This is a genomic window from Parabacteroides sp. AF21-43, from assembly GCF_003635435.1.
Classification (GTDB): domain Bacteria; phylum Bacteroidota; class Bacteroidia; order Bacteroidales; family Tannerellaceae; genus Parabacteroides; species Parabacteroides distasonis.
Map to the genome: position 1 here is coordinate 1 of NZ_QTMG01000015.1, position 20,637 is coordinate 20,637.

Below are 20,637 nucleotides of genomic sequence, written 5' to 3' on the forward strand. Positions count from 1 at the left end.
GGTGCAAAAGTAGTGCTATAAAACATAACTACCAAACATTTTCAGTATTATTTTTCAAGTTTTTTTTCAAGACTTAACAAGTTATATAATGTACGTGTGATAAAGCCATACTACTCGATTCTCACCCTATTGGAGACATCCTGTTATAGAGACATAGCATGCCGCACTTCTACATGGAGGTATATTATGATTTATTGAGTGGCGATGTGATAATTTTCCATACAATAAGTGCGTGAATGATACAAAAATATAAATCACTGAACATTAACAGTTTAAAAATACGATTATGTTTTACCGGAAAGTCGTACATGTTTATGAGAAAAGTCGTACGTGTTTTCGAAAAAAGTCGTACGTGTTTTTCCGAAGTCACATAATAGAAAATAAGAGTAGATAAAAAATACACAATAAGCATAGCCCAATCTCAGGATCAACATTTCTTTCAATCTTTTTCAGGAAACCGCCAAGACGTAATTATCTATGATAATCAAAAAACGATTTTAATTCTTATCACGAATCGAAACGAAGGTAATTTGCTAGAAAGAATTCAGACAATGAAATTATAAAGCTGAAAAACAAATTTATTCCTTACCTTTAGCACAAATAAAGCAAAAGACCATGATACACGTATTAATAAACACACTCGCAGAGAAAATGAACGAATTTCTTTCCAGCTATTATGAACGGGCAGAAATTATAGTGGAAGCCGGAAGTATTGATGCGACTCCAAATGAGGATCAATCGGATAAAATCATACTTTCTATCGTGAATATAGAGCGAGAGACAGCAATGGGAATCTCTGCCCCCTATAGGAACACAAAAAATAACACATTCCAACAAACATCTCCACCATGGTACTTGAATATATATATTATGGTTGCCGCTGTTTTTTCATCTAAAAGATACTTAGAATCTATACAAATATTATCGGATTCAATCTCCTTCTTACAACAAAATTCCATTCTTAAATTACCAGACCAAGGTACCATAACGCTCGAACCCGTAACAATTAGTATGCAAGAGCTCAGCAATATATGGAGTATATTAGGAGGGCATTATTATCCATCAATCCTATGTAAAGCACGAATCATATCTTTTGACGGAACAGAAATCAAGGATATAAAACAACGAATATCAAGTCAAAAAATAAATTAGAAATAATGTTATCAAACATATAGCATTTAATATCATGCCATATTCTTTTTATCTACTTTTGGAATATTATAACTATAAAACAAACCAATGATGAAATTTGACTTTTTAATTAACATTATATTTAGCCATGAATATTATAATGAATGTATTCCTTCTGAAATCTTCGAGATAGAACCCAGGAGAACGAATAGAGTCGTATTAGGAGGACCTAAATATCCTTTTAGGCAAACGGGTCGAAATCAATATGCACTAATTGGAGATCGAGAAGAGCTTCTTGATCACCTTTCAACCTCCCCGGATGGTCTCAACCTTGAGTTTCAAGCACATTCAAAAGATCCGAATTTTTTACTGTATACACAATCCCTGCTACCGGAAGAGCTAAATGATTCAGATATACAATTAAGTGTTATCGATAACCGACTGAATCGGCTCAATGTGATCATTCATGTTACCAAAGAATTATTAAAAACGAAATGCCCAATACAGAAAGAAATCCATTATCACACAAAAGAAGCCTATTGGGATTTTATCTTGATACCTCGTAATCCAGAAAATGCGTCAATGGATATTTTTATGGAGGATAATGGACCGGAAAATATTAGCTTCAAGAATCCCGAGCAAATCCGTTTCATGGATAAGGACGTTTTTCGTATCAGCACAGAATATCCGATAAAGATTAAGGAAGAGTCTTATTACCAAAGAAGATCAGATATCACGATTTACGAGAAAAGAGAATATGCTAAAAGAATGCTATTAAGGCATGTTCCTGTTCCCTCTTTGGGACGTTTTCTTATAAAGGAATTACAATCTACCGAGAATTCTATTATACAAATTCTTTATATCTAAATCCTTAAAAAAATAACGTATGGCACAAATGAAAACCCCTGGCGTTTATATCATAGAGAAAAACGCTTTTCCTAATTCAGTCGTAGAAGTCGCTACCGCCATCCCTGCCTTTATCGGGCATACCCAATTCGCACGGGACGGTAACAAGGATTTGACCGGTATCCCTTTCCGTATATCTTCTATGGCTGAGTTCCATTCGTTCTTCGGTTTCGCTCCCACCTTGCGATTCGGAATTCGTCCGGAAGATTCCGAGAGTGAGGACACCACCAATGACATAAACGTATTATTCCCCGACGGAAGTTGCCAGCTTACTTTGCCAAAAACGTTCTATGCTTTATATTATAATATGTTGTTGTTCTACGCTAACGGTGGAGGACCGTGCTATATCGTCTCCGTAGGAGATTATGAGCATGACTTTAAAAGCATAGACTTTACAAATGCGCTCTTAGCCTTAAAAAAAGAACAGGAGCCCACGTTGGTCGTCGTTCCGGAAGCCGTATATATGGAGGAAGGCGATTGTTACAAAGTTCAAACTGCCGCTTTGATGCACTGTGGTAACGATATGAAAAATCGCTTTGCCATATTAGATGTTTTCAACGGATACAAAGATGAAAACGGTGCGGTTATCAAAAGTTTCCGAGAAAATATAGGTAGCAATTTCCTTGCGTACTGTGCCTCCTATTATCCATGGATAAATACATCTATCGTCACCGAGAAAGATATCACTTTTTATAATATAGAAAAGGATAGTTTAGAGAAATTGGAGGAACTGATCTTGAACGAATTCTCAAAGAAGTCCGGTGTAACGAATGAGGCTGTCAATGAACTTATGGACAAGTTCAAGCTTTTGCTTACCATGAAAGAGGACGAGGCGGAACGTTTCCATACCTTATTATACCAAGTCAGTTCCGTATACCGCTCCATTTTGAGAGAGATTCGCTTGAGGATCAATTTACTTCCGCCTTCAGCTTCGATGGCCGGTCTTTATACTATGGTAGATAACACCCGGGGAGTATGGAAAGCCCCTGCGAATATTTCCATCAATAACGTAGTCACACCCGCACTCTCGATCACAAATGCCGAGCAAGAAGATCTGAACGTACCGATGAACGGAAAAGCCGTAAACGCAATCCGTAGCTTCCCCGGTGAAGGAATCAAGGTTTGGGGTGCCCGCACGATGGATGGTAACTCGTTAGACTGGCGTTATATTAACGTAAGGCGTACGATGATCTTCCTAGAGGAATCGATCAAGAACGCCGCCCGTGCCTATGTATTCGAACCGAATGTAGCAAATACATGGGTAAATATGCGTAGTATGATAGACGGATTCTTACGGGGCGTATGGAAACGAGGTGGATTAGCAGGAACTTCCCCCGAAGACGCATATAGCATTCATATCGGATTGGGAGACACGATGACTCCCGAGGATATTCTGGAAGGTATCCTCAGGATATCCGTATTCGTGGCTATTACCAGACCTGCGGAATTTATCGAGATCACATTCCAACAACAAATGCAAAAAAGCTGATAATTTAAGAATTAAAACCTATTAAAGAAATACGAATATGGCAGGAGAAGCACAAGATAATGTATGGCCGTTACCCAGTTTTTATTTTAAGGTAGAATTAGGTAGCCTCGGGGAAATCGCTTTTAAAGAGGTATCTGGTCTGGATATGGAAGCCCAAGTAATTGAGTACCGACATGGTAATAGCCCGGTTTTCTCAAATATCAAGATGCCGGGACTGAAGAAGACGAGCAATGTCAGTCTAAAGAAAGGGGTTTTCAAAGCGGATAACAAATTATTTGATTGGTTTAACAAGATAAAAATGAACACAATACAGCGAGAAGATGTAACAATCAGCTTACTGGATGAAGCAGGAAGCCCTACAATGGTTTGGAAATTATCGAACGCATGGCCGACTAAGGTTACCGGTGTCAGCTTAAAATCCGATGGAAACGAGGCTGCCATCGAAACCTTAGATTTAGCGCATGAAGGATTGACCATAGAAAACGCTTAATGCTAAGGTTTGATCATATTGTCCCTCCTCCGGTAGCGTTTTATTTCAACGTGACTTTCGAAGGATTGATCGAGACCTCTTTCCAAGAGGTCTCGGGACTACAACTTGAAATGGAGACGGAAACGATTAAAGAAGGGGGAGAAAACAGTTTCAGCTATCAGGTGCCTACCCGACGAAAGCACGGTAACCTTGTGTTGAAACGTTCTTTAATGCCTTTGCCTCATGTGCTAGAGACATATGTGGTTAAAGTATTGGAAAATAATGGAAGTGCCCAGATCGTTCCCGTCAATTTAACTATATCATTGCTGGATGCCGGGCATTTTCCCCTAAATAATTGGTCTGTGCTCAATGCTTACCCTGTAAAATGGGACATTAGCGCATTGAATTCCCAAAAGAATGAGTTGGTGATTGAAACATTGGAGATGGCTTATACTAATTTGATCCGTATGTCGATAAGAGATACAGAAGATACGAAAAAAGAACAATTTAAGCAATGGCTATAACTATAAAAGAAATCCAAGTGTCCGCAAAAGTGACACAACAGAAAAAGGAACCCGACCTCCCTCTCTCCCGTGATTTGATACAACAAATCAAAGAGGAGATAATTCGTGAGGCCAAGAAAGATTTGTCTAACCTTTTTTCTTGTAGAAAGGAGCGGTAAAACATGAACCAAAAGTTGATCATCGAGGCATATAAATCAATTGAATACAAAGGTGGCGAGAAATTGGGTAATATCACCGTCCAAATCAATCCGGATAGCTATAAGTTAAGCAAATCTACCTCCTATAAGAAAGACGAAAGCATAAAAGAGGATAAGCAACTACCGGAGTATAAACACACCAACCCCTCCACTCTCTCTTTTGATATACACTTCGATGGTACCGGTATTATCCCGACGGGGAAAAAAACCGTGACAGAAAGGATCAAGGATTTGGAGAATATCATTTTTCTACCTAGCGCAGAGATCGATCCACCCAGCCCTTGCTTCCTTAAAGTAATTTGGGGGAGTCTCATTTTCAAGGGGAGATTAACCAGCCTAAATTGGGATTACACCTTATTCTCGCCCAATGGCAATCCTTTACGAGCTAAAGGCTCCTTGTCACTAACAGAGGCGATTAGTAGTAGAGAGACACAAGCAAAAAAGAAAAATCAAAAAGCTGAGGGTAAATTCGTTACTTTTAAACAAGGAGACAGTCTAATCGGGTTATGCGCAAAAGAATATAAAAATTCTGGTTACGCTCCAATGATTGCCTCCATTAATAACCTAATCAGCTTTAGAGATATAAAACCCGGAACTCAATTATGGTTCCCTAAAATATAATGAATATGGATAATTCATTTATAATCAAACTATTCCTAAATGGTAAAGATGTAACGGAGCAATACTCCGTAATCAATGCAAAAATATACAGAGCATGTAATAAGATCGATAAAGCAACGATCTCCATCAGCGCTGATATTATCGACAACAGCCAATTTGAAATACCAGACAACAAAATATTCAATCCGGGTACGGAGCTTAAGTTTCAAGCGGGTCCAACAGATAAGGTCAGCACCTTATTTGAGGGATGCGTTACAACCCATCAGTTAAAAATCAATAGCGAACAACAAACTCTATTTGTTTTAGAATGTAGGGGGTTCGCATATCCTGCAACCTTTGGACGTAAAAATAATGTATATGAAAATAGTAAAGATGATGCCGTTATCAAGAAGATTCTGGGACAATACGGGCTTTCTGCCAAAGTAGATAGTACCGGTATAGAAATTCCACAACTGGTACAATATTATTGTACAGATTGGGATTTTGTACTCACACGAGCACAAAATAACGGATTAGTCGTTATCACTGACGGTAAACAAGTCAAGGTATGTAAACCGAATGTATCTGCCTCCCCGGTCTTAACCATCACCTATGGAGATAATTTAATCGCTTTCGATGGTTCTATATCCGCTTCCGAGCAATACACAGATACAAAAGCCTGCGCTTGGGACGTGAGCCGTCAACAAATTATCAAAGCCACCGCCAGCAAACCTTCTCTCAATGCCCAAGGCGATATCGCCGCAAAGGATCTATCCGGTCTGGCAAATGAAGTGATGCTTTATCAAACCAACGCTCCCATCGGCGACGCTTCTTTACATGCTTGGGCCGATGCGCAAGCTTTATGGAGCGGTCTGGCACGTTTTCAAGGCTCCATCACAATTTACGGGAATGCGTCTATTATTCCGGGCTGTATTATCAAATTAGAAGGATTAAGCAAACATTATAGTGGAAACGCATTTGTTCAATCAGTAGAACATACACTACAAGGAGGCGAATGGAAGACACAAGTCTATATGGGTTTCAATCCGGTAGTCATTACCGAAGAGCCCGATGTAGTGGCTCCCGCAGCTAGTGGTTTCTTGCCCGGCATACGAGGATTACAAATAGGGATCGTTAAAAAGATCGGAGATAATAAAGATTTCGAGAATTTTATATTAGTCGATATACCCTTGTTACAATGTGAGAAGACGGAGATATGGGCTCGGCCGGTCAGTCCGTACGCAAGCAATGGGGTCGGCATGTTATTTCTACCGGAAGTCGATGATGAGGTAGTCCTGCAATTCATCAATGAGGACCCCTGCCACCCTGTGATTATCGGAAGTTTGTACAGTCGCAAACGAAAAACGCCGGTTTCTTTAGATCCAAAAAATAATTTAAAGACAATTGTTACAAAAAACCAGTTGAAAATTACTTTGGACGATGATAAAAAGATTATCACAATAGGGACTCCCGGAGAGAACACGCTCATATTGGATGATGACAAAAAGCAAATTCTGTTATCCGATGCTAATAAGAACAAGGTCTGTATGGATAAAAACGGAATTATGGTAGAATCCGGCAAAGATCTCATATTTAAGGCAAGAGGGAATGTCAAGACAGAAGGAATGGGTATCGAATCCAAGTCTAAGCAAGATACCAAGATAAATGGCTTGAATATCGAGGTTTCCGCACAAATGGGAGTTAAAGTAAAAGGGTCTGCCACCGCCGAAATATCCGCATCCGGCCAAACCGTTGTAAAAGGAGGCGTTGTAATGATTAATTAAATCGAATGATTTATGCAGAACAAAAATAGTTTTTTAGGTAAAGGATGGGCATTCCCCCCAGAATTCAGCCATAATGATAATCCCACCCGCATGTCTAATTATGAAGAAGACATCCGGCAAAGCTTGATCATCCTTCTCTCCACTCGCACAGGGGAGCGAATACATCGTCCGGATTACGGTACGGAACTATATCGTTATCAGTTTGAACAATTAGATCTTACCATGGAGACCATGATTAAAAGCGCTATCGAGAAAGCTGTTCTCTTATACGAGCCTAGAGTCTCGCTTGATCGCATAGAAATTAATAAGGCTTCGATTCAAGATGGCATTCTGATTATCGAACTTTATTATACGATACGTATGAATAATGTCCAACAAGAATTGACCTATCCTATCTATTTTGATTCTAACCGATGAATAAACAATGGAATAAAGATGGATTGACAAGAAAAAAATTGGAGAATGATTTCCGGATACATGAGCCTTTTCAAGTACTCGAGAAAAATCTCTCCAATTTATTGGCTCGTGCCTTTTCGAAATCATCCTTTTTATATCATTACCAATCCTTAGCCATACTCAATGAGATCAAGCAAACAGATACAATCGGGATCGAACAGAGTTTCATTTTGTGGCAAAATGAGAACTCACCGGAAAGTAACAGAGAAATCACCTATCTAAGAAACGCTCTATACCATAAGTTCTCTGATTGGTATCAAAGATTGAATCATCGGATCTTTAGAGATTCCATGTCCGATTTATTTCTGGATATGGAGAAATATAACCAGAGACTTCAGCTAATAACCCTATCCAATCCTAAAACGGTTCGTAGAAGTCTCTACCTATTATTACGTATCCTCCGTAATTTACAAAACAAACGAGAGATTTACATCCAAGAAATCGCTAAAAGCGGAGAGACCGATCCCTCATTAGCTGTTTTAATCGCTTTCTTGAAAAACTATCAATATCTGGTAGATCAGTTCAATAAACGCTGGGAAGCTTATCCGTTATTTTATGTCAACCAAATATTGAAGGAATCTCCCCAAAAAGCGATTATTCCTTCCGCTTGGTTTATCGCCGTGAAGAATAATACCGCACAGCAAGCCCAGTTACCCAAAGGTACAGGTATTATAACACAGGTACCATTTCCTGCGCAAGATATCCAATTTTGTTATCGTACGGACGAAGATTATTCGGTCAATGACATGAAAATAACGAGTATACATTCGTTACTATTGGAAAAAGATCCGAAAAAATATCCAGCGAGCCGATTAGGCTTCGTTACGTCCATCTGGCAAAAACAGTTGAATGACAGGATCGGAAACGTTCCTTCTAAGAAGCCCAATCTGGACTCAGAGCTAATCTTTGAGAACCAATCCTCTATACAAGCTGGACTGATGATCGAATCTCCCATGTTATTACTTCGGGAAGGACATCGGGATATACATATCACATTCGGATTAGAAGAAGACTCCATATCATATTTCAAAGAATTAATCGCTACCACGGAACAATCTTCCCACGAAACCGGGCGTGTATTAAACGACGCTTTCCTATTGGAGTTAAGCACAGAGAAAGGTTGGGCCCCGATATACGCCTACACCTTGACATTCATCAACGAAAACTCCTTTTATCTGAAATTCGTCCTTAATGAGAAATTCGACCCTACAACACCTTGCTCTGAAGCTCATGGTTGCCAAACACGGAACCCAGCGCTCCGTATATTGATGAACACGGATGCTTGGTTATTCCCCTACTCTTGGGTACACCGTATTTTTATTACTAGCTTAAAGATAAAGGTACATGTATCCGGCATGTCATCCTTGAAAATCTATAATCCTCTGGGAGAAGTAGACGCAAGCGTACATTTCCCTTTATTCGGGTTAGAAGCTCAAAAAGGCTCATGGTTCGCATTCGGTAATTATGAGATAGCGATCAAGCCTATCCAATCCATGGGTATTACTTTGCAATGGGCGGATCTACCTTATTCGGAAGGAGGTTTCTATGATTTGTATCAAGCATATAAGACACCTATCGATAATACCACCTTCAAAATTGAATGGGAAAAACTAACAGACCAGAAATGGGTAAAATTACCGGGAAGTACATCTTGTCTTTTCAATACGAAAAACAAGCATACTTCCCCTAGGGGAAAGCTCTCGGAGTACAGCGAGATCGTTTACGACAAACCGTTCAAAAACATTACGGTCTCCACGGAAGAAGAGCAATATCAATATACGAAAACCCAGCAAGGCTTCTTCAGGATTAGACTCACAGATCCGAACGGCGGATTTGGGCAGACGGAGTACCGGATGCTCTTTGCGGATATCATGATAAGAAACAGCCATACCCGTAAACAGACCCCGGTGCCCAAACCTCCTTACAACCCTATGATTGAAAGTATAGGTATCGGTTATAGCGCCGAGGAAGAATACTTTTTCAATGGCGATACCCCAAGAGATAGATGCCGTATCTATCATATCCATCCATTGAGGCAAAAGGAATTACATGAAATCGATCTACGTCATCCGTTCCCAATGGTGGAAGTTCCCACAGAAGATGGGATTATTCTATTCGGTATTGGTAACTCGATCGGTAACGACCAGATCCGTTTATTCTTCGAGATGGCTGCCTTGAAACGGGAAATCGGAAAAGAATATCTTCCTTGCGTACAATGGTCTTTCTTCAACGGCAAGCAATGGGAGTTTATCAAACCGGGTAATTTACTTTCCGATACAACCGGGAATCTGTTGAATACAGGTTTGGTAGACGTCCTGCTTCCCTCACCTATTAGCGAGGAAATGCTAGACATAAATGGAGATTTCTGGCTTTCGGCAAAAGTATCTTGCCACACGCAAAATTGTTCATCCATACGAAATGTCTATCTAAACCCAGTGAAAGCCCGGTTAGAAATCCCCGAAGAAATGGAAGCCCTGATCAGTGAGGAACTCGAAAGCTTCACGGGACTCGTTTCTTTCGAGAAAAGTATGCCGGGACTTACGGATATTTACCAAATCATACCCGCTAAAGGAGGACGTTCGCCGGAAACGCCAGAGGATATGCGGCTCCGGATCACCCAAGAGATGTCCCATCGGAACCGGGCTGTATTGCCTAGGGATTACGAGCAAATAACATTGGCTCAGTTCCCCGAAGTTGAAAAAGTACTTTGCTTGCCCGGAATAGACAGTAAAGCTCAAAACAGGAGCCCGATCGTAACATTGGTCGTGATGCAAAAGGAGAAAGATAAAAAGATCTTGCCTTTATGCGAACATAGGCTACTCATGCGAATCGAAGATTATATAGGTGACAAGACAAGTCCGTTCATTACCGTTGACGCTATCACTCCGGTCTACGAGGAAGTAACCGTTTGCTGTAACCTCCGGATAAAGCCCGGATATCCCGTAGGAGATATACTCCGCCAGACAGAGGCACGCATTAATAATTGTATCGCGCCTTGGCGAGATAAGGAAGAGATCCCGGTATTTGGGCTTTCGTTCTCATCGACAGATCTTTATAACTCCATACGAGAGTGTGAAGCCATCGTGGACATTGATATATTAAGCGTAGCGCATGTCGTATATACGGCAAAAGACCAACAAAAGAGCTATTATCTAAACCGCTACCCGGAAGAGGCAAGGCAAAATTTCAACGTTAGCCCTTCCCAACCTTGGTGCATATTAGTTCCTTCTGATAGGCATTTGCTATATATTGACCAAAAAGACGAACTACTGGAACAACTCGGACTCGGATATTTAGGAGTTGGAAGTAATTTTATTATTAACAAATAAAACAAACCGGATATGCCTCGTACAAACAGAAATACACTAAAAGAATACTTTAAGCGCGGAAGTATGCCCAACCAAAAGCATTTCTACGAATTAATCGATTCCATGGTCAATATTTCCGACGACGGGATCGATAAAAATCCGGATGATGGCTTACGGTTAGCTCCTTCCAAGGAAAACAGTCCCGTCATCAGCTTATTCACGAACATACAAGACAATATTCCAGAGTGGAAAATATACCTAGGTAACAATAGCCAACTCCATATCATACGTCAAGGGCAAGATGAACCGATACTATCGCTTCATCCAAACGGTCGCATCGAGATGAACCAACCCGGTATGGATATACGTATCAACGGCAGTCTTTCCGCAACCCGCTTCGACGGTGCGATACGGGGTAAATTTCCCGCAGATGGCGAATGGCATACCCTGCAAATACCAACGGAAGGATGTCGTGCCTACCGCATCATGGCTGGATGCGGTAAGTTAAAAAGCGGACAATACGCATTAGTGGAAGCCACGGCTATCCATTGTTACGGAAAACATCGAAAAATCCGTACGAATCAATCCTGGTTCGGTTCCTTTTTTAACAAGATCAAATTCCGTTGGTACGGCCCCGGACAAAAATGCAAGTTGCAAATACGTAGCGGACGGGATTATGGAGACAACATCTTTGTTTGTTTCCAGATAACCGATTTATGGAAAGATTACCGGATGGACGCCTCCGACCGGAGAAACACCTTTAATCAAGAATAGCCATGGATGATCTGCCCAACCTGCAAGAGCTAAAAAAGGAGGAATCCATATTCGATAGCCTCCAAAAGAATGCCTTGGAAACAATCCGGGAGCTTTCAGGGCAACTGTGGACAGACCATGCCCCACACGACCCGGGAATCACGACTCTGGACATCTTAAATTACGCCTTAAGCGAATTGGATTACCAAATGAGTTTCCCATTAGAACAATATCTCACCGGATCGGATAATCGTTTCAATCCGGAGGATTACGGCTTGTTCAGTCCTGAACGGGTTTCCGGGATGGCCCCTGTGACACCCAAAGATTACCGAGACCATTTTTTAGATCAATTAGATAACACTGACTTCTTAGTTAACTTATCGGACATACAAATCCATCCCTATAGATCCAATGATCAGATCTGTCACGGATGGTTCGACATATTTATAGAACTCTCGTCCTTTATCTCAGAAGATCAACACAAACAGGAAGAAAAGAAAATCAAGGAAAAGATTAAGAAACTATATCACGCAAACCGGAATTTAGGTGAACACCTACACGCAATCCATTTCGTAAGAAGGAAACCTTTATTACTCATTGGAAATATCGATATAGACGGTAGCATCTCTCCGGAAAAAACCTTGATCGCCATTTATACGGAGGCGATTCAATTATTCGCACCGGGAAGTCATTATACAGGTAGCGCACTTCCCATATACAAGCTTTTCAAAGGGATCAAGCAGATACAAGGGGTTCTATCGATACACTCTTTGGAATTTCAAGGTTTTGAAGAGGGTGAATACGCCTATACATTGGCATTATCTTCCCCTGAGCAAATCAAGATACGACTTTACCAAAACCAACAAGCGGTAGAGATTAATGCCACAAAAGTATTGAATCGTTTGCATTCGCGGAATAATATCAACCATGCAATACGAGAACAGAAAAAACAAGCCAAATCGATCCTCATGGACAGTCGCCATATCCATCTGAATGATTATAGCGTCACAAATGATTTCCCGATTTGCTACAAGGACTCGTTTACCGATTCATTCAAGGCATATCTTTCTATATTCGACCATCTCTTTTCGGAGGGACATGAAGAAATGAATCACCTAAAAGATTGGATGGCCTTAAATATGGAAACACCCGGTTCCGCTTCTATGGAACAAAACAAAGATCTGCTATTGGATACGTTGGATAAAATCTACGGAGAAAATAGCAACCTGCCTTTTCTCCGCTACTCCCATAAAGAGATAAACCGTCAACGAAGAGTCCGGTTCCTGCGACAACTACCGGAACTTATCCGGGACCGGTATCTGGGCTGTAATCTATTCGACGCAGACTCCCTTTCCGGATTGGAAAGATATCTCTATTCCATACTCGGATGGGAAGATGCGGAAGAGCAAATTTTCATTCTGGAAAACATACTCCTGCATTCACCGGAGGCGACTGATCATCCAGTCCCCTCCCGGGAATTTACCTTAACGGCAATCCTCTCGCAAACAGAACGTACGCAGCAACGGCCGGATTTTCAGCTTCGTCTTGAAGAATTCTTGCGAGAGAAGATACCGGCACATCTACGATTCACGGTTCATTGGCTTCCTCCGAAAGAGCTAGCCCTATTTGTCAAGGACTATAAGGCATGGAGAAAAGCTTGGGCCGATAATGACGACAAAGAGATTGGCCGCACTGGAGAAGTCTTAAAGAATAATCTGATACGAATAAATATCGAACTTTAAATTTACCCTTATGTCAACCAGATATCGAACTACCTACCACGGCATTTTATTGGGCTTATTGCTTCATGTAATCATGGCACAAGCCGTTAACGCCCAAAGAAGTCTCTCGGAGCGATTGGATTATTTCCGGAGTTTAGGAGAGCGGAACGAGTTAGAACTGGAAGAGATTCGTACCCCGATCGTCTCTTACCAGACTCTTATGGACTCGATCACCCAGCGTATCTTAACGGAACAATGCGGTTATATCGTTTATCCCGCTGAATTGGGGAATGCTTTCACTTTCGTAACAAACCCGGACGCAAACCAAGCGATCTCACGTTTGGGTTATTTACAGTCCCCAAGTTCTTTATTACCCGATCATGTAGAGCAATGCGCATATACACCTTGGCTGTTCGGAAACGAGTTATTAACCGCATCCAAGAATAAAGCCAATGCGGATCCTCTCTGCCGCTTCTTCGATGAAAAGCTTGGCCCAGTCAAAGTAACGCAAGCTTTGTGGTATTATTTCAATAAAAGAGAACCGGAAAAGATCTTGCCTCCCCCTACCGTCGAGAATATGTATTTCTTCAAAGGTAAAACCGGAGATCTGGATAATATGCAATCGTTGCTCAACTCCGATAAACAAGGCTATATCATTTGTCCCGTATGGACAGAAGATGTTACAGGTGTTCTGGACAACCCGGACGAGAATCCTTCTATCAGAGGAAGCGGAACGATTGAGTTTTTCATCAAGGAAGCTCCCCTTTCCATCGCCCTCAACATCACGCCTTGGGAAGAAGACGCCATTGGATACCGAGAAACCGATTTCATCCCATTCGTTTACGACACCACTTACACGCAAGCCGTAAAGAACTGGTTGCTATCCGTGCGTGAGCTGCGTCCCTCCACGATTCGTACGTTCTTCTGTTATTTCGATAAACGTAGCAAAGAAGAGATCGCCGCACAAAAGAAAAAGGGAAATTGCAGTATTCCCGTATTCAAGGTAGATGGCGCATCATCAGAAACCAAACGCCTATCCGAACGCCTAAGTCAATACAACCAACGAGCTTTTCCCATCGTGCCGTATTGGTTGCAATCCGTATACGAGCAATTACCGGCAGACCTTATCCGGAAATTCAGCCGGATGGAATATCTAGGGTATGTAGTGGATACAGAAAGCGGGCAACCTAGCCAAGTAAGCGACTGGCAACAACAGGAGTGCTTGATAGATATGCCCGTTTATTCGGATACACCCGTCGATTTACTAGTCCTATTCCGAAACTCAAAAGCGACGAATGATTTCTTAAGATCGAAAGAATCCCAGATGGCTCTTTTAAATAACTTATTCACAAAGGGTACCGGTACGATCAACCGAAACCCGTCTCTCCGGAAACTCAACGGATTGACTCTTTACTTCCCTGATTTCGATTTTAAACTGGAGAACCGGAGAGAACTTGTACAATTCGTGAAGTCCACTAGTTTCGTAATCGATTCCTTTTGCGTGGATGGTAATAAAATATATAAAAACTACGATCTAAATGTCATATTCCCTATCAAGGAGAAAAAGCATATCGGTTATCTATCCATTCTATTGAAATACCAATTGGTAGACCGCCTTTGTTTCGTCGATTACGATGAAATGGGCGTTCCCGTAACTACTTGCGAAAATCGAGAGAATAAGCAAGAACCAGTACTCAAGATGGTCATGTATGAGGAAGAATGCGAGGTATCCTTACTAGATAATCTTTTCAACTCTTTATTCTATTTGCTAAATCCTTTTCCGCAAGGCGAGCAACTCACCTGTTGCTCCGATGATCTGGCGCAACTGGCAAATACGGAATTCTCCAACCCGATGCTTATTTATTTCGTATTGGGTGATATATTCCTATTTCTCATACTATTAATCCTAATCACCCTGTATATGACATCCAGTAAGTTCTACATGTTGGCACAACATTATAAGCGATATGTCTTGCCTCTATTACTGGTATTCATATCCGAGATCGTATTGGTATTATACCTAATCACCAATATCGTATCCTCGCGGGAAACTTTCGACATATGGACCCAAATGATACTGTTGGCGCTCCCACTCTTCTTTTTTCTCTTAATCATCGTACCGATCGGGCACCGGGAAAGAGAGCCGTTGCCTTAAATCACCACCGGCCCTCTTTATTCAATTCCCGGCGGATCGCCATAGATAAGATATCGGAATCTAGCCGGGGAGTGTCTTGCTTTAGCAACCGAAGGGCACAACGCCGGATCACATTCGAGATGGAGCCACCCGATAACTCATAAGTAGCTGCCATACGGATCATTTTGTCCGCATCCGCAGGTAGCCAAGAAGAGGGAAGCATTCTACGCCATAATTCCTCACGTAAGTCTTGATCCGGCATCGGGAAATAGATAATAGACTGGAAACGACGGGAGAAAGCTTCATCAATATTACTCTTTAAGTTTGTGGCTAAAACAACGGTTCCCGGGAAATCCTCGATCCGTTGCAGCAAATAAGCGATCTCTTGATTCGAATGGCGATCATTAGAAGTGTTCGTCGAGGTTCGTTTACCGAATAAGGCATCCGCCTCATCGAAAAAGAGAATCCAATTTCGGTTTTCCGCTTGGTCGAATACATTCGCAAGGTTCTTTTCAGTCTCGCCGATATATTTGGAGACAATCATGGAAAGATCGATACGATATACATCCATCCCGTTCTTCTTGCCGATCAAGGTTGCGCAAAGCGTCTTACCCGTTCCCGGCGGGCCATAAAACAAAGTGCGGTAACCGGCCTTCAAAAAACGACTCAATCCCCAGTCCGAAAGGATGACCCGATGCCCCGTAATCCAATTATTTATCTCCTCCAACTCCTCACGCACATAATAAGGCAATACGGCATCTTCCCAATTCAAAGCCGTACTAATCCGTTTGGCCGGAAAACCCATATTATAGTCCGGCTTATATTCTCCCTCAAAAGATAAACGGTACAAGAAATCCTCCGATATACGCAGTTGTCCGCTCAAGAACGGTTCACCATTCCCGGCTCCTTCCAAGCCAACGACGTGATACATATGGAACCAATGCTCCTCACGAAATAGACGAACCACTTCCAGACGGCGTTCCACACGATCGCCCGCCAACAGGAAAACGGCCGTCTCGCCCGTTGGCAAGAATCCTCCGTGCGATAGTCCTTTCCAACCGCCAAATTCCGTATAAGGACGGTCAAAATTCTTATTATGCACAAAAAAAATATCCAACATCTGCGGAGAAAGATGAGGCATTAAGGCCAACATCAACACCATCCACTCGTCGAAAGTAGGATCGACCTGTTCCGGCAACAACGCCTTCCAAAGCGGTCCTGCCTTCGGGAGTGGGATATCATAGACGGAAGATAAATCGCACTCCTGCCGGAAATACAAACGAATGGAGACATCCAATACCCGCTGGAACCAATCGATCCACTCGTTCATAAGACAGAAGCAGCTTTAGCACCCATCACATCCGCCTCGTGTTCCAAGGATAAATCATCGTTAACGGCCATTCCACCTACCTCGGTAGTAGGCTGTACACGTCCCTCGGCTTGCTGGATGACGTGTGTCAACTCATGTCCCAATAGCTGCTGTCCGGCAGACGTATCCGGTTTGAATTGTCCCGGGGCGAAATGGATATCCGTACCTTGCGTATATGCCAAAGCCCCAACCTCCGGCGCTTTCGATGAATCCGGGTGTACACGTACCGAGGAGAAATCCGTCCCGAAGGAAGACTCCATGCCTTGGATTACATGATCCGGAATCCCTGTCTGGTTCTTAGTTTGCCGTTGGGCCACAAATTTTCCTTGAAGAAGCTCATCCTCATCTTCCACATCCCGCTGAACGGCGAACTTACCTTGCAGCAAATCATCCTCATCCATTGCGTCACGTTGCATAGTTTCCACCATTTTAGCCTGCAAGGCAGATTGTACCCGGTTATCTTCCATCAATTGTGTTGATTCACCTTTACGGTTTTGAAAGACCCGCGAAGGTCCTTCTTGAATCTGTATCCGATCCGCATTCATAATGTTATCTTTTAATGTTATTTACCGCCACTTTACTCTAAGTATTTTTTCCATCCATGGAGTTTTAATGAACCTGAAGTTCCAAGCAATCGAATCTAATAAGACGTCAAAAGCTCTCTCCTCGACCGTTAGCGTCCAATTATTCTTCTCCATCTTTAACACTCCCTTTCTCCGGATAAAAGTACTTTGAAGACCTTCCCAGCTCGTATTCCTCATCTTATCCCAATTCATAAGTACCGCTTTCTTCAATTGCTCTATCATCTCTAATTCATTCTCAGTTAAATCACACGAGCGAGGAAGCGGTTCCGGACTATCATAGCCCGTCAAGACTTTGTTTAAGAATAATTCTGGCTCCGGGATTTCCTTCTCATCCGTTACAAAACGTTGAGACGCAAAAATGGCCTTCACTTGGCATTCTCTCGATTTAAAGCCACGTCTGTCATCACTCAAGTAGCCTAACCTATGAAAAAGTATTGGCAGATAGACGGCTATGATCGTCAAGCCCGCATTGTTAATAGACACGCCATGATCTTCTAACTGGCCATTCAAAACATCCATATCCATATTATTTTTAAGTTGATATATAAAAACTGACAATTCAGATAAATTAGTTGTATGTCGACATATAAAAGTCTCTATCTTATGTAATTCCTCCTCTGACACAGACTCCCTCAAATGCTGCCAAAAGAGGAACAACAATCCATCTTTGGAGTAATTCCGGTAAACGTTGCCGGAAAGAGCCTGTAACCACCCCAACCAAACGTTCTCTTCCAACCCGAAGTTATTGAGACGAAACAAGCGGATTACCTCCTCGACAAGCAAACGCAAAGCGGGAGTCGCCCCTGTATATAATTCCTCCAATAATTCCATCTTTTGAGAATTGAACGGATAGATAGCGGGAGAAATCGTACGGATGGGAAGCTCGGGCACTTTCCCCTGTTTCATACCCAGTAAAGCTTCCATAGTACGTGCGAACGCATCCATATCCTCCAACATACACTCATGTAATAATAAGCGCAACCGAGCGGCATCCCCAAAAGTACGGTTCTCTTTTACATTCGTAAGATATTGGATCAAGGATACTTGATTCGGAAAAGCCAGACCGTATTCACGGATGACAAACAGTAATAAGGAAGCGAAGATACGAGCGGCCTCTATCGGCTCTTCAACCCTTATTCCGGATGAAGGAATATCCTTCAATTGCCGTAATTGGTTCAGTAAGATTTTCGGGTTCGTCTTCTCCAAACCACTCACGTACTCGAATAGATCGCCCAGCGGTTCATCGGAACGGCCTGTGATTATAAATTGTCCCAACCGATACGCTTTCCTCTCCTCATTCAACCAAACAGAGAATAAAAGCTCGGGAGATTCCTTATCCATATCCTCGTACAGCAGGTCTATTATCTCACGTAACTCTTCCGGAACCCACGGATATTCCCCATGTGTTCCCTCATGAAAATAGGAGATCAACTCCCGCACCGTGATATTATAATGAGCAGAGAACTGTCCCAACACCGAACGTACGAATTGTTTCCGGCTAAAAGCGGTTAATGGCCCGCTAAACAGTACCAGAAAAATAAACTCCCATTTCAACAGCCGGAACTCGCCGCCCACCCTTCCTTCCAAACGCCCTTGCTCTTTCCCCTTATCCAGCGTCTGCGCATACCGGATAATGAAATGGCTTTCCACCGGAACGATTTGCCTAACCACCGAATAGATTTGCTCCTCGCGCAAGGAACGGATAAAGCGACGGCACAAACCGGAATTAGACAACCGATCTTTCAAATCTTCCGGGTAATAAACGGATATATCGGAGGGAGAATCATCGAGAGCATTCAAGTACAAAGCAATGATCAATTCCCGAACGGCTGGATAAGCCGTTAGCAGCCCACTTGCCAAGGTACGGTAAAAATATCCCAACAACTCCATTACCGTCAGATTGTAATGCGCCGCCAATTCCTTTAACACGGAGAAGGCGAACTGATGGCGGGAAAATACGCTCCCCCCCCTACCGAGAATAACCTCGAAGATAAACACCCATTTCAGTATCCTGAAATCATTCCCGGCTTTCCCTTCGAGCATACCCAATTCCTTCTCCTTATCCAACGCTCTCGCATAGTCGATGACAAACGGACTCTCCGCAGGGATCACCTGTTCCACGATCTGGTAAATCTGTTCCTCATTATACCCGGATAAGAAAGTCAAGCTCTTCTCCCGCCGCACGAGCAAAGCCTTCAATTCTTCCAGAGAAAAAAGAGAGAGATTTTTAGTGAATTCCTTTTCCGATAATGTCTCTAGCCGGATATCCTTCAAGAGCGACAATAACTCGGGCATGAACAAGCGGGTAGAGGCGAACTTATCTAAATCATACGTCAGCATCCCCAGTAAATCCACAAAAGAAATGGAATAATAGCCGGATAATTCCCGCAGCGTGTACGTCACCATTTGTTTCCGGTTGAAATAGCCTTGATCCTGAGATAATAAATATCCCCATAGGATTATCCAGATAGCGTTTCTGTAATCATTCTTCCCTATCTCCGGACGCTTTATCTCGGGATAAGAGTCTTGCAAGAAACGGGCATAAGCGTTTATAAACGAGCTTTCCGAGGGTGCCACCACATGTACCAAACGTTCTTGATAGATATCATCCAATTGAAAGACCAGACGTTTACGAATGGTAAGCGCCTTTCCCTTCTCACGCAGGAAATGACTTAATTCTATCGGGGATATTCGTACTAATTTATCTAGAAGTTCCGGTAAGGTGAGCCTCTCCTCTTCCAGCCAAGGCCAATATCCGTGCGACATATAATAGGTAAATACTTCCAGCCAAGATTGCTTGATGGGAACAACAGCGATTCGGTCGGGATGCTCTTCCTTACTTCGCAAATAAGAAGCGAAAGTCTCGTCCAGTCTCTCCGCCAGTCTACGGGGGAATTGCTCATAGAATTCATCTTCTTCTAGCCCACCTAGATCCAAGTCTAAACTCTCGATCCGGATCAACTCATCTTCCGTATCATAACGGCTTAAAATCTCATCCACGATCCCTTCTAAAGAGGTTCGGTTAAAGGTATCCCAACGACCATATAAATCATGAACGAAAGGTTCCCGATCCGCAACTAAATCTAGTTTTAAGGTGCCTATTGTTATCATATGGTTTGCAGGGTATTTCAGTCTTTATTAGATGCATGCAATATCTATATTATTCTTCGATTAAACAAGTATTATCCAGATTCTTTTCCACAAAAACATAT

The 20,637-nt window shown here is 42.3% G+C and carries 15 protein-coding genes; 12 read left to right on the forward strand and 3 right to left on the reverse strand.

Annotated features, from left to right (window positions below; all coding sequences use genetic code 11):
* Positions 1-615: 615 nt before the first annotated feature.
* The 12 genes from DWX84_RS11735 (at position 616) to DWX84_RS11790 (ending at position 15,493) form a co-directional block, all read left to right on the forward strand.
* On the forward strand, positions 616-1,152 hold the full coding sequence (locus DWX84_RS11735; protein ID WP_022191828.1) for a DUF4255 domain-containing protein: 537 nt from the start codon (positions 616-618) through the stop codon (positions 1,150-1,152).
* A gap of 90 nt (positions 1,153-1,242) precedes the next feature.
* A complete protein-coding gene (locus tag DWX84_RS11740) occupies positions 1,243-1,998 on the forward strand; it encodes a hypothetical protein (protein ID WP_005867037.1) in 756 nt (251 codons plus the stop codon).
* A 19-nt stretch (positions 1,999-2,017) separates the two neighbouring features.
* Positions 2,018-3,526 carry a phage tail sheath C-terminal domain-containing protein gene (locus DWX84_RS11745; protein WP_005867035.1) on the forward strand — a complete coding sequence of 503 codons (1,509 nt, stop codon included), beginning with the start codon at positions 2,018-2,020 and terminating at the stop codon, positions 3,524-3,526.
* A 37-nt stretch (positions 3,527-3,563) separates the two neighbouring features.
* Positions 3,564-4,016 (forward strand): phage tail protein, encoded by a 453-nt coding sequence (locus DWX84_RS11750; RefSeq protein ID WP_005861441.1) that lies wholly within the window; start codon positions 3,564-3,566, stop codon positions 4,014-4,016.
* Positions 4,016-4,519, forward strand: coding sequence for a phage tail protein (locus DWX84_RS11755; RefSeq protein WP_005861439.1), 504 nt, complete (start codon positions 4,016-4,018; stop codon positions 4,517-4,519). Before DWX84_RS11750 ends, DWX84_RS11755 begins: the two co-directional genes overlap by 1 nt.
* A gap of 161 nt (positions 4,520-4,680) precedes the next feature.
* The gene (locus DWX84_RS11760; RefSeq protein WP_005867031.1) at positions 4,681-5,337 is read left to right on the forward strand and encodes a hypothetical protein; all 657 of its coding nucleotides are present in this window, start codon (positions 4,681-4,683) and stop codon (positions 5,335-5,337) included.
* Positions 5,338-5,342: 5 nt separating this feature from the next.
* Complete coding sequence (gene vgrG / locus DWX84_RS11765) at positions 5,343-7,100, forward strand: type VI secretion system tip protein VgrG (protein WP_005867030.1); 1,758 nt, start codon at positions 5,343-5,345, stop codon at positions 7,098-7,100.
* A 12-nt stretch (positions 7,101-7,112) separates the two neighbouring features.
* Positions 7,113-7,517 (forward strand): GPW/gp25 family protein, encoded by a 405-nt coding sequence (locus DWX84_RS11770; protein WP_005867028.1) that lies wholly within the window; start codon positions 7,113-7,115, stop codon positions 7,515-7,517.
* Positions 7,514-10,885: a hypothetical protein gene (locus tag DWX84_RS11775; RefSeq protein ID WP_048927986.1), complete on the forward strand. Its 3,372-nt coding sequence runs from the start codon at positions 7,514-7,516 to the stop codon at positions 10,883-10,885. The genes DWX84_RS11770 and DWX84_RS11775 overlap by 4 nt, the downstream gene beginning before the upstream one ends.
* Before the next feature lie 63 nt (positions 10,886-10,948).
* A complete protein-coding gene (locus DWX84_RS11780) occupies positions 10,949-11,638 on the forward strand; it encodes a hypothetical protein (RefSeq protein ID WP_226766670.1) in 690 nt (229 codons plus the stop codon).
* A 2-nt stretch (positions 11,639-11,640) separates the two neighbouring features.
* A complete protein-coding gene (locus tag DWX84_RS11785; RefSeq protein WP_048927985.1) occupies positions 11,641-13,359 on the forward strand; it encodes a hypothetical protein in 1,719 nt (572 codons plus the stop codon).
* Between the two features lie 10 nt (positions 13,360-13,369).
* A complete protein-coding gene (locus DWX84_RS11790) occupies positions 13,370-15,493 on the forward strand; it encodes a hypothetical protein (RefSeq protein WP_121961342.1) in 2,124 nt (707 codons plus the stop codon).
* Between the two features lies 1 nt (position 15,494).
* On the opposite strand, the gene DWX84_RS11795 is transcribed toward DWX84_RS11790, so the two are convergent.
* From DWX84_RS11795 to DWX84_RS11805, 3 genes are read right to left on the reverse strand one after another with little or no spacing between them, the layout of a single operon-like run.
* The gene (locus tag DWX84_RS11795; RefSeq protein WP_048927984.1) at positions 15,495-16,802 is read right to left on the reverse strand and encodes an ATP-binding protein; all 1,308 of its coding nucleotides are present in this window, start codon (positions 16,800-16,802) and stop codon (positions 15,495-15,497) included.
* Positions 16,799-17,386, reverse strand: coding sequence for a DUF4157 domain-containing protein (locus DWX84_RS11800; protein ID WP_005867018.1), 588 nt, complete (start codon positions 17,384-17,386; stop codon positions 16,799-16,801). Before DWX84_RS11800 ends, DWX84_RS11795 begins: the two co-directional genes overlap by 4 nt.
* Positions 17,387-17,407: 21 nt before the next feature.
* Positions 17,408-20,536, reverse strand: a complete 3,129-nt coding sequence (locus DWX84_RS11805; protein ID WP_048927983.1) for a contractile injection system tape measure protein — start codon at positions 20,534-20,536, stop codon at positions 17,408-17,410.
* Positions 20,537-20,637 lie beyond the last annotated feature (101 nt).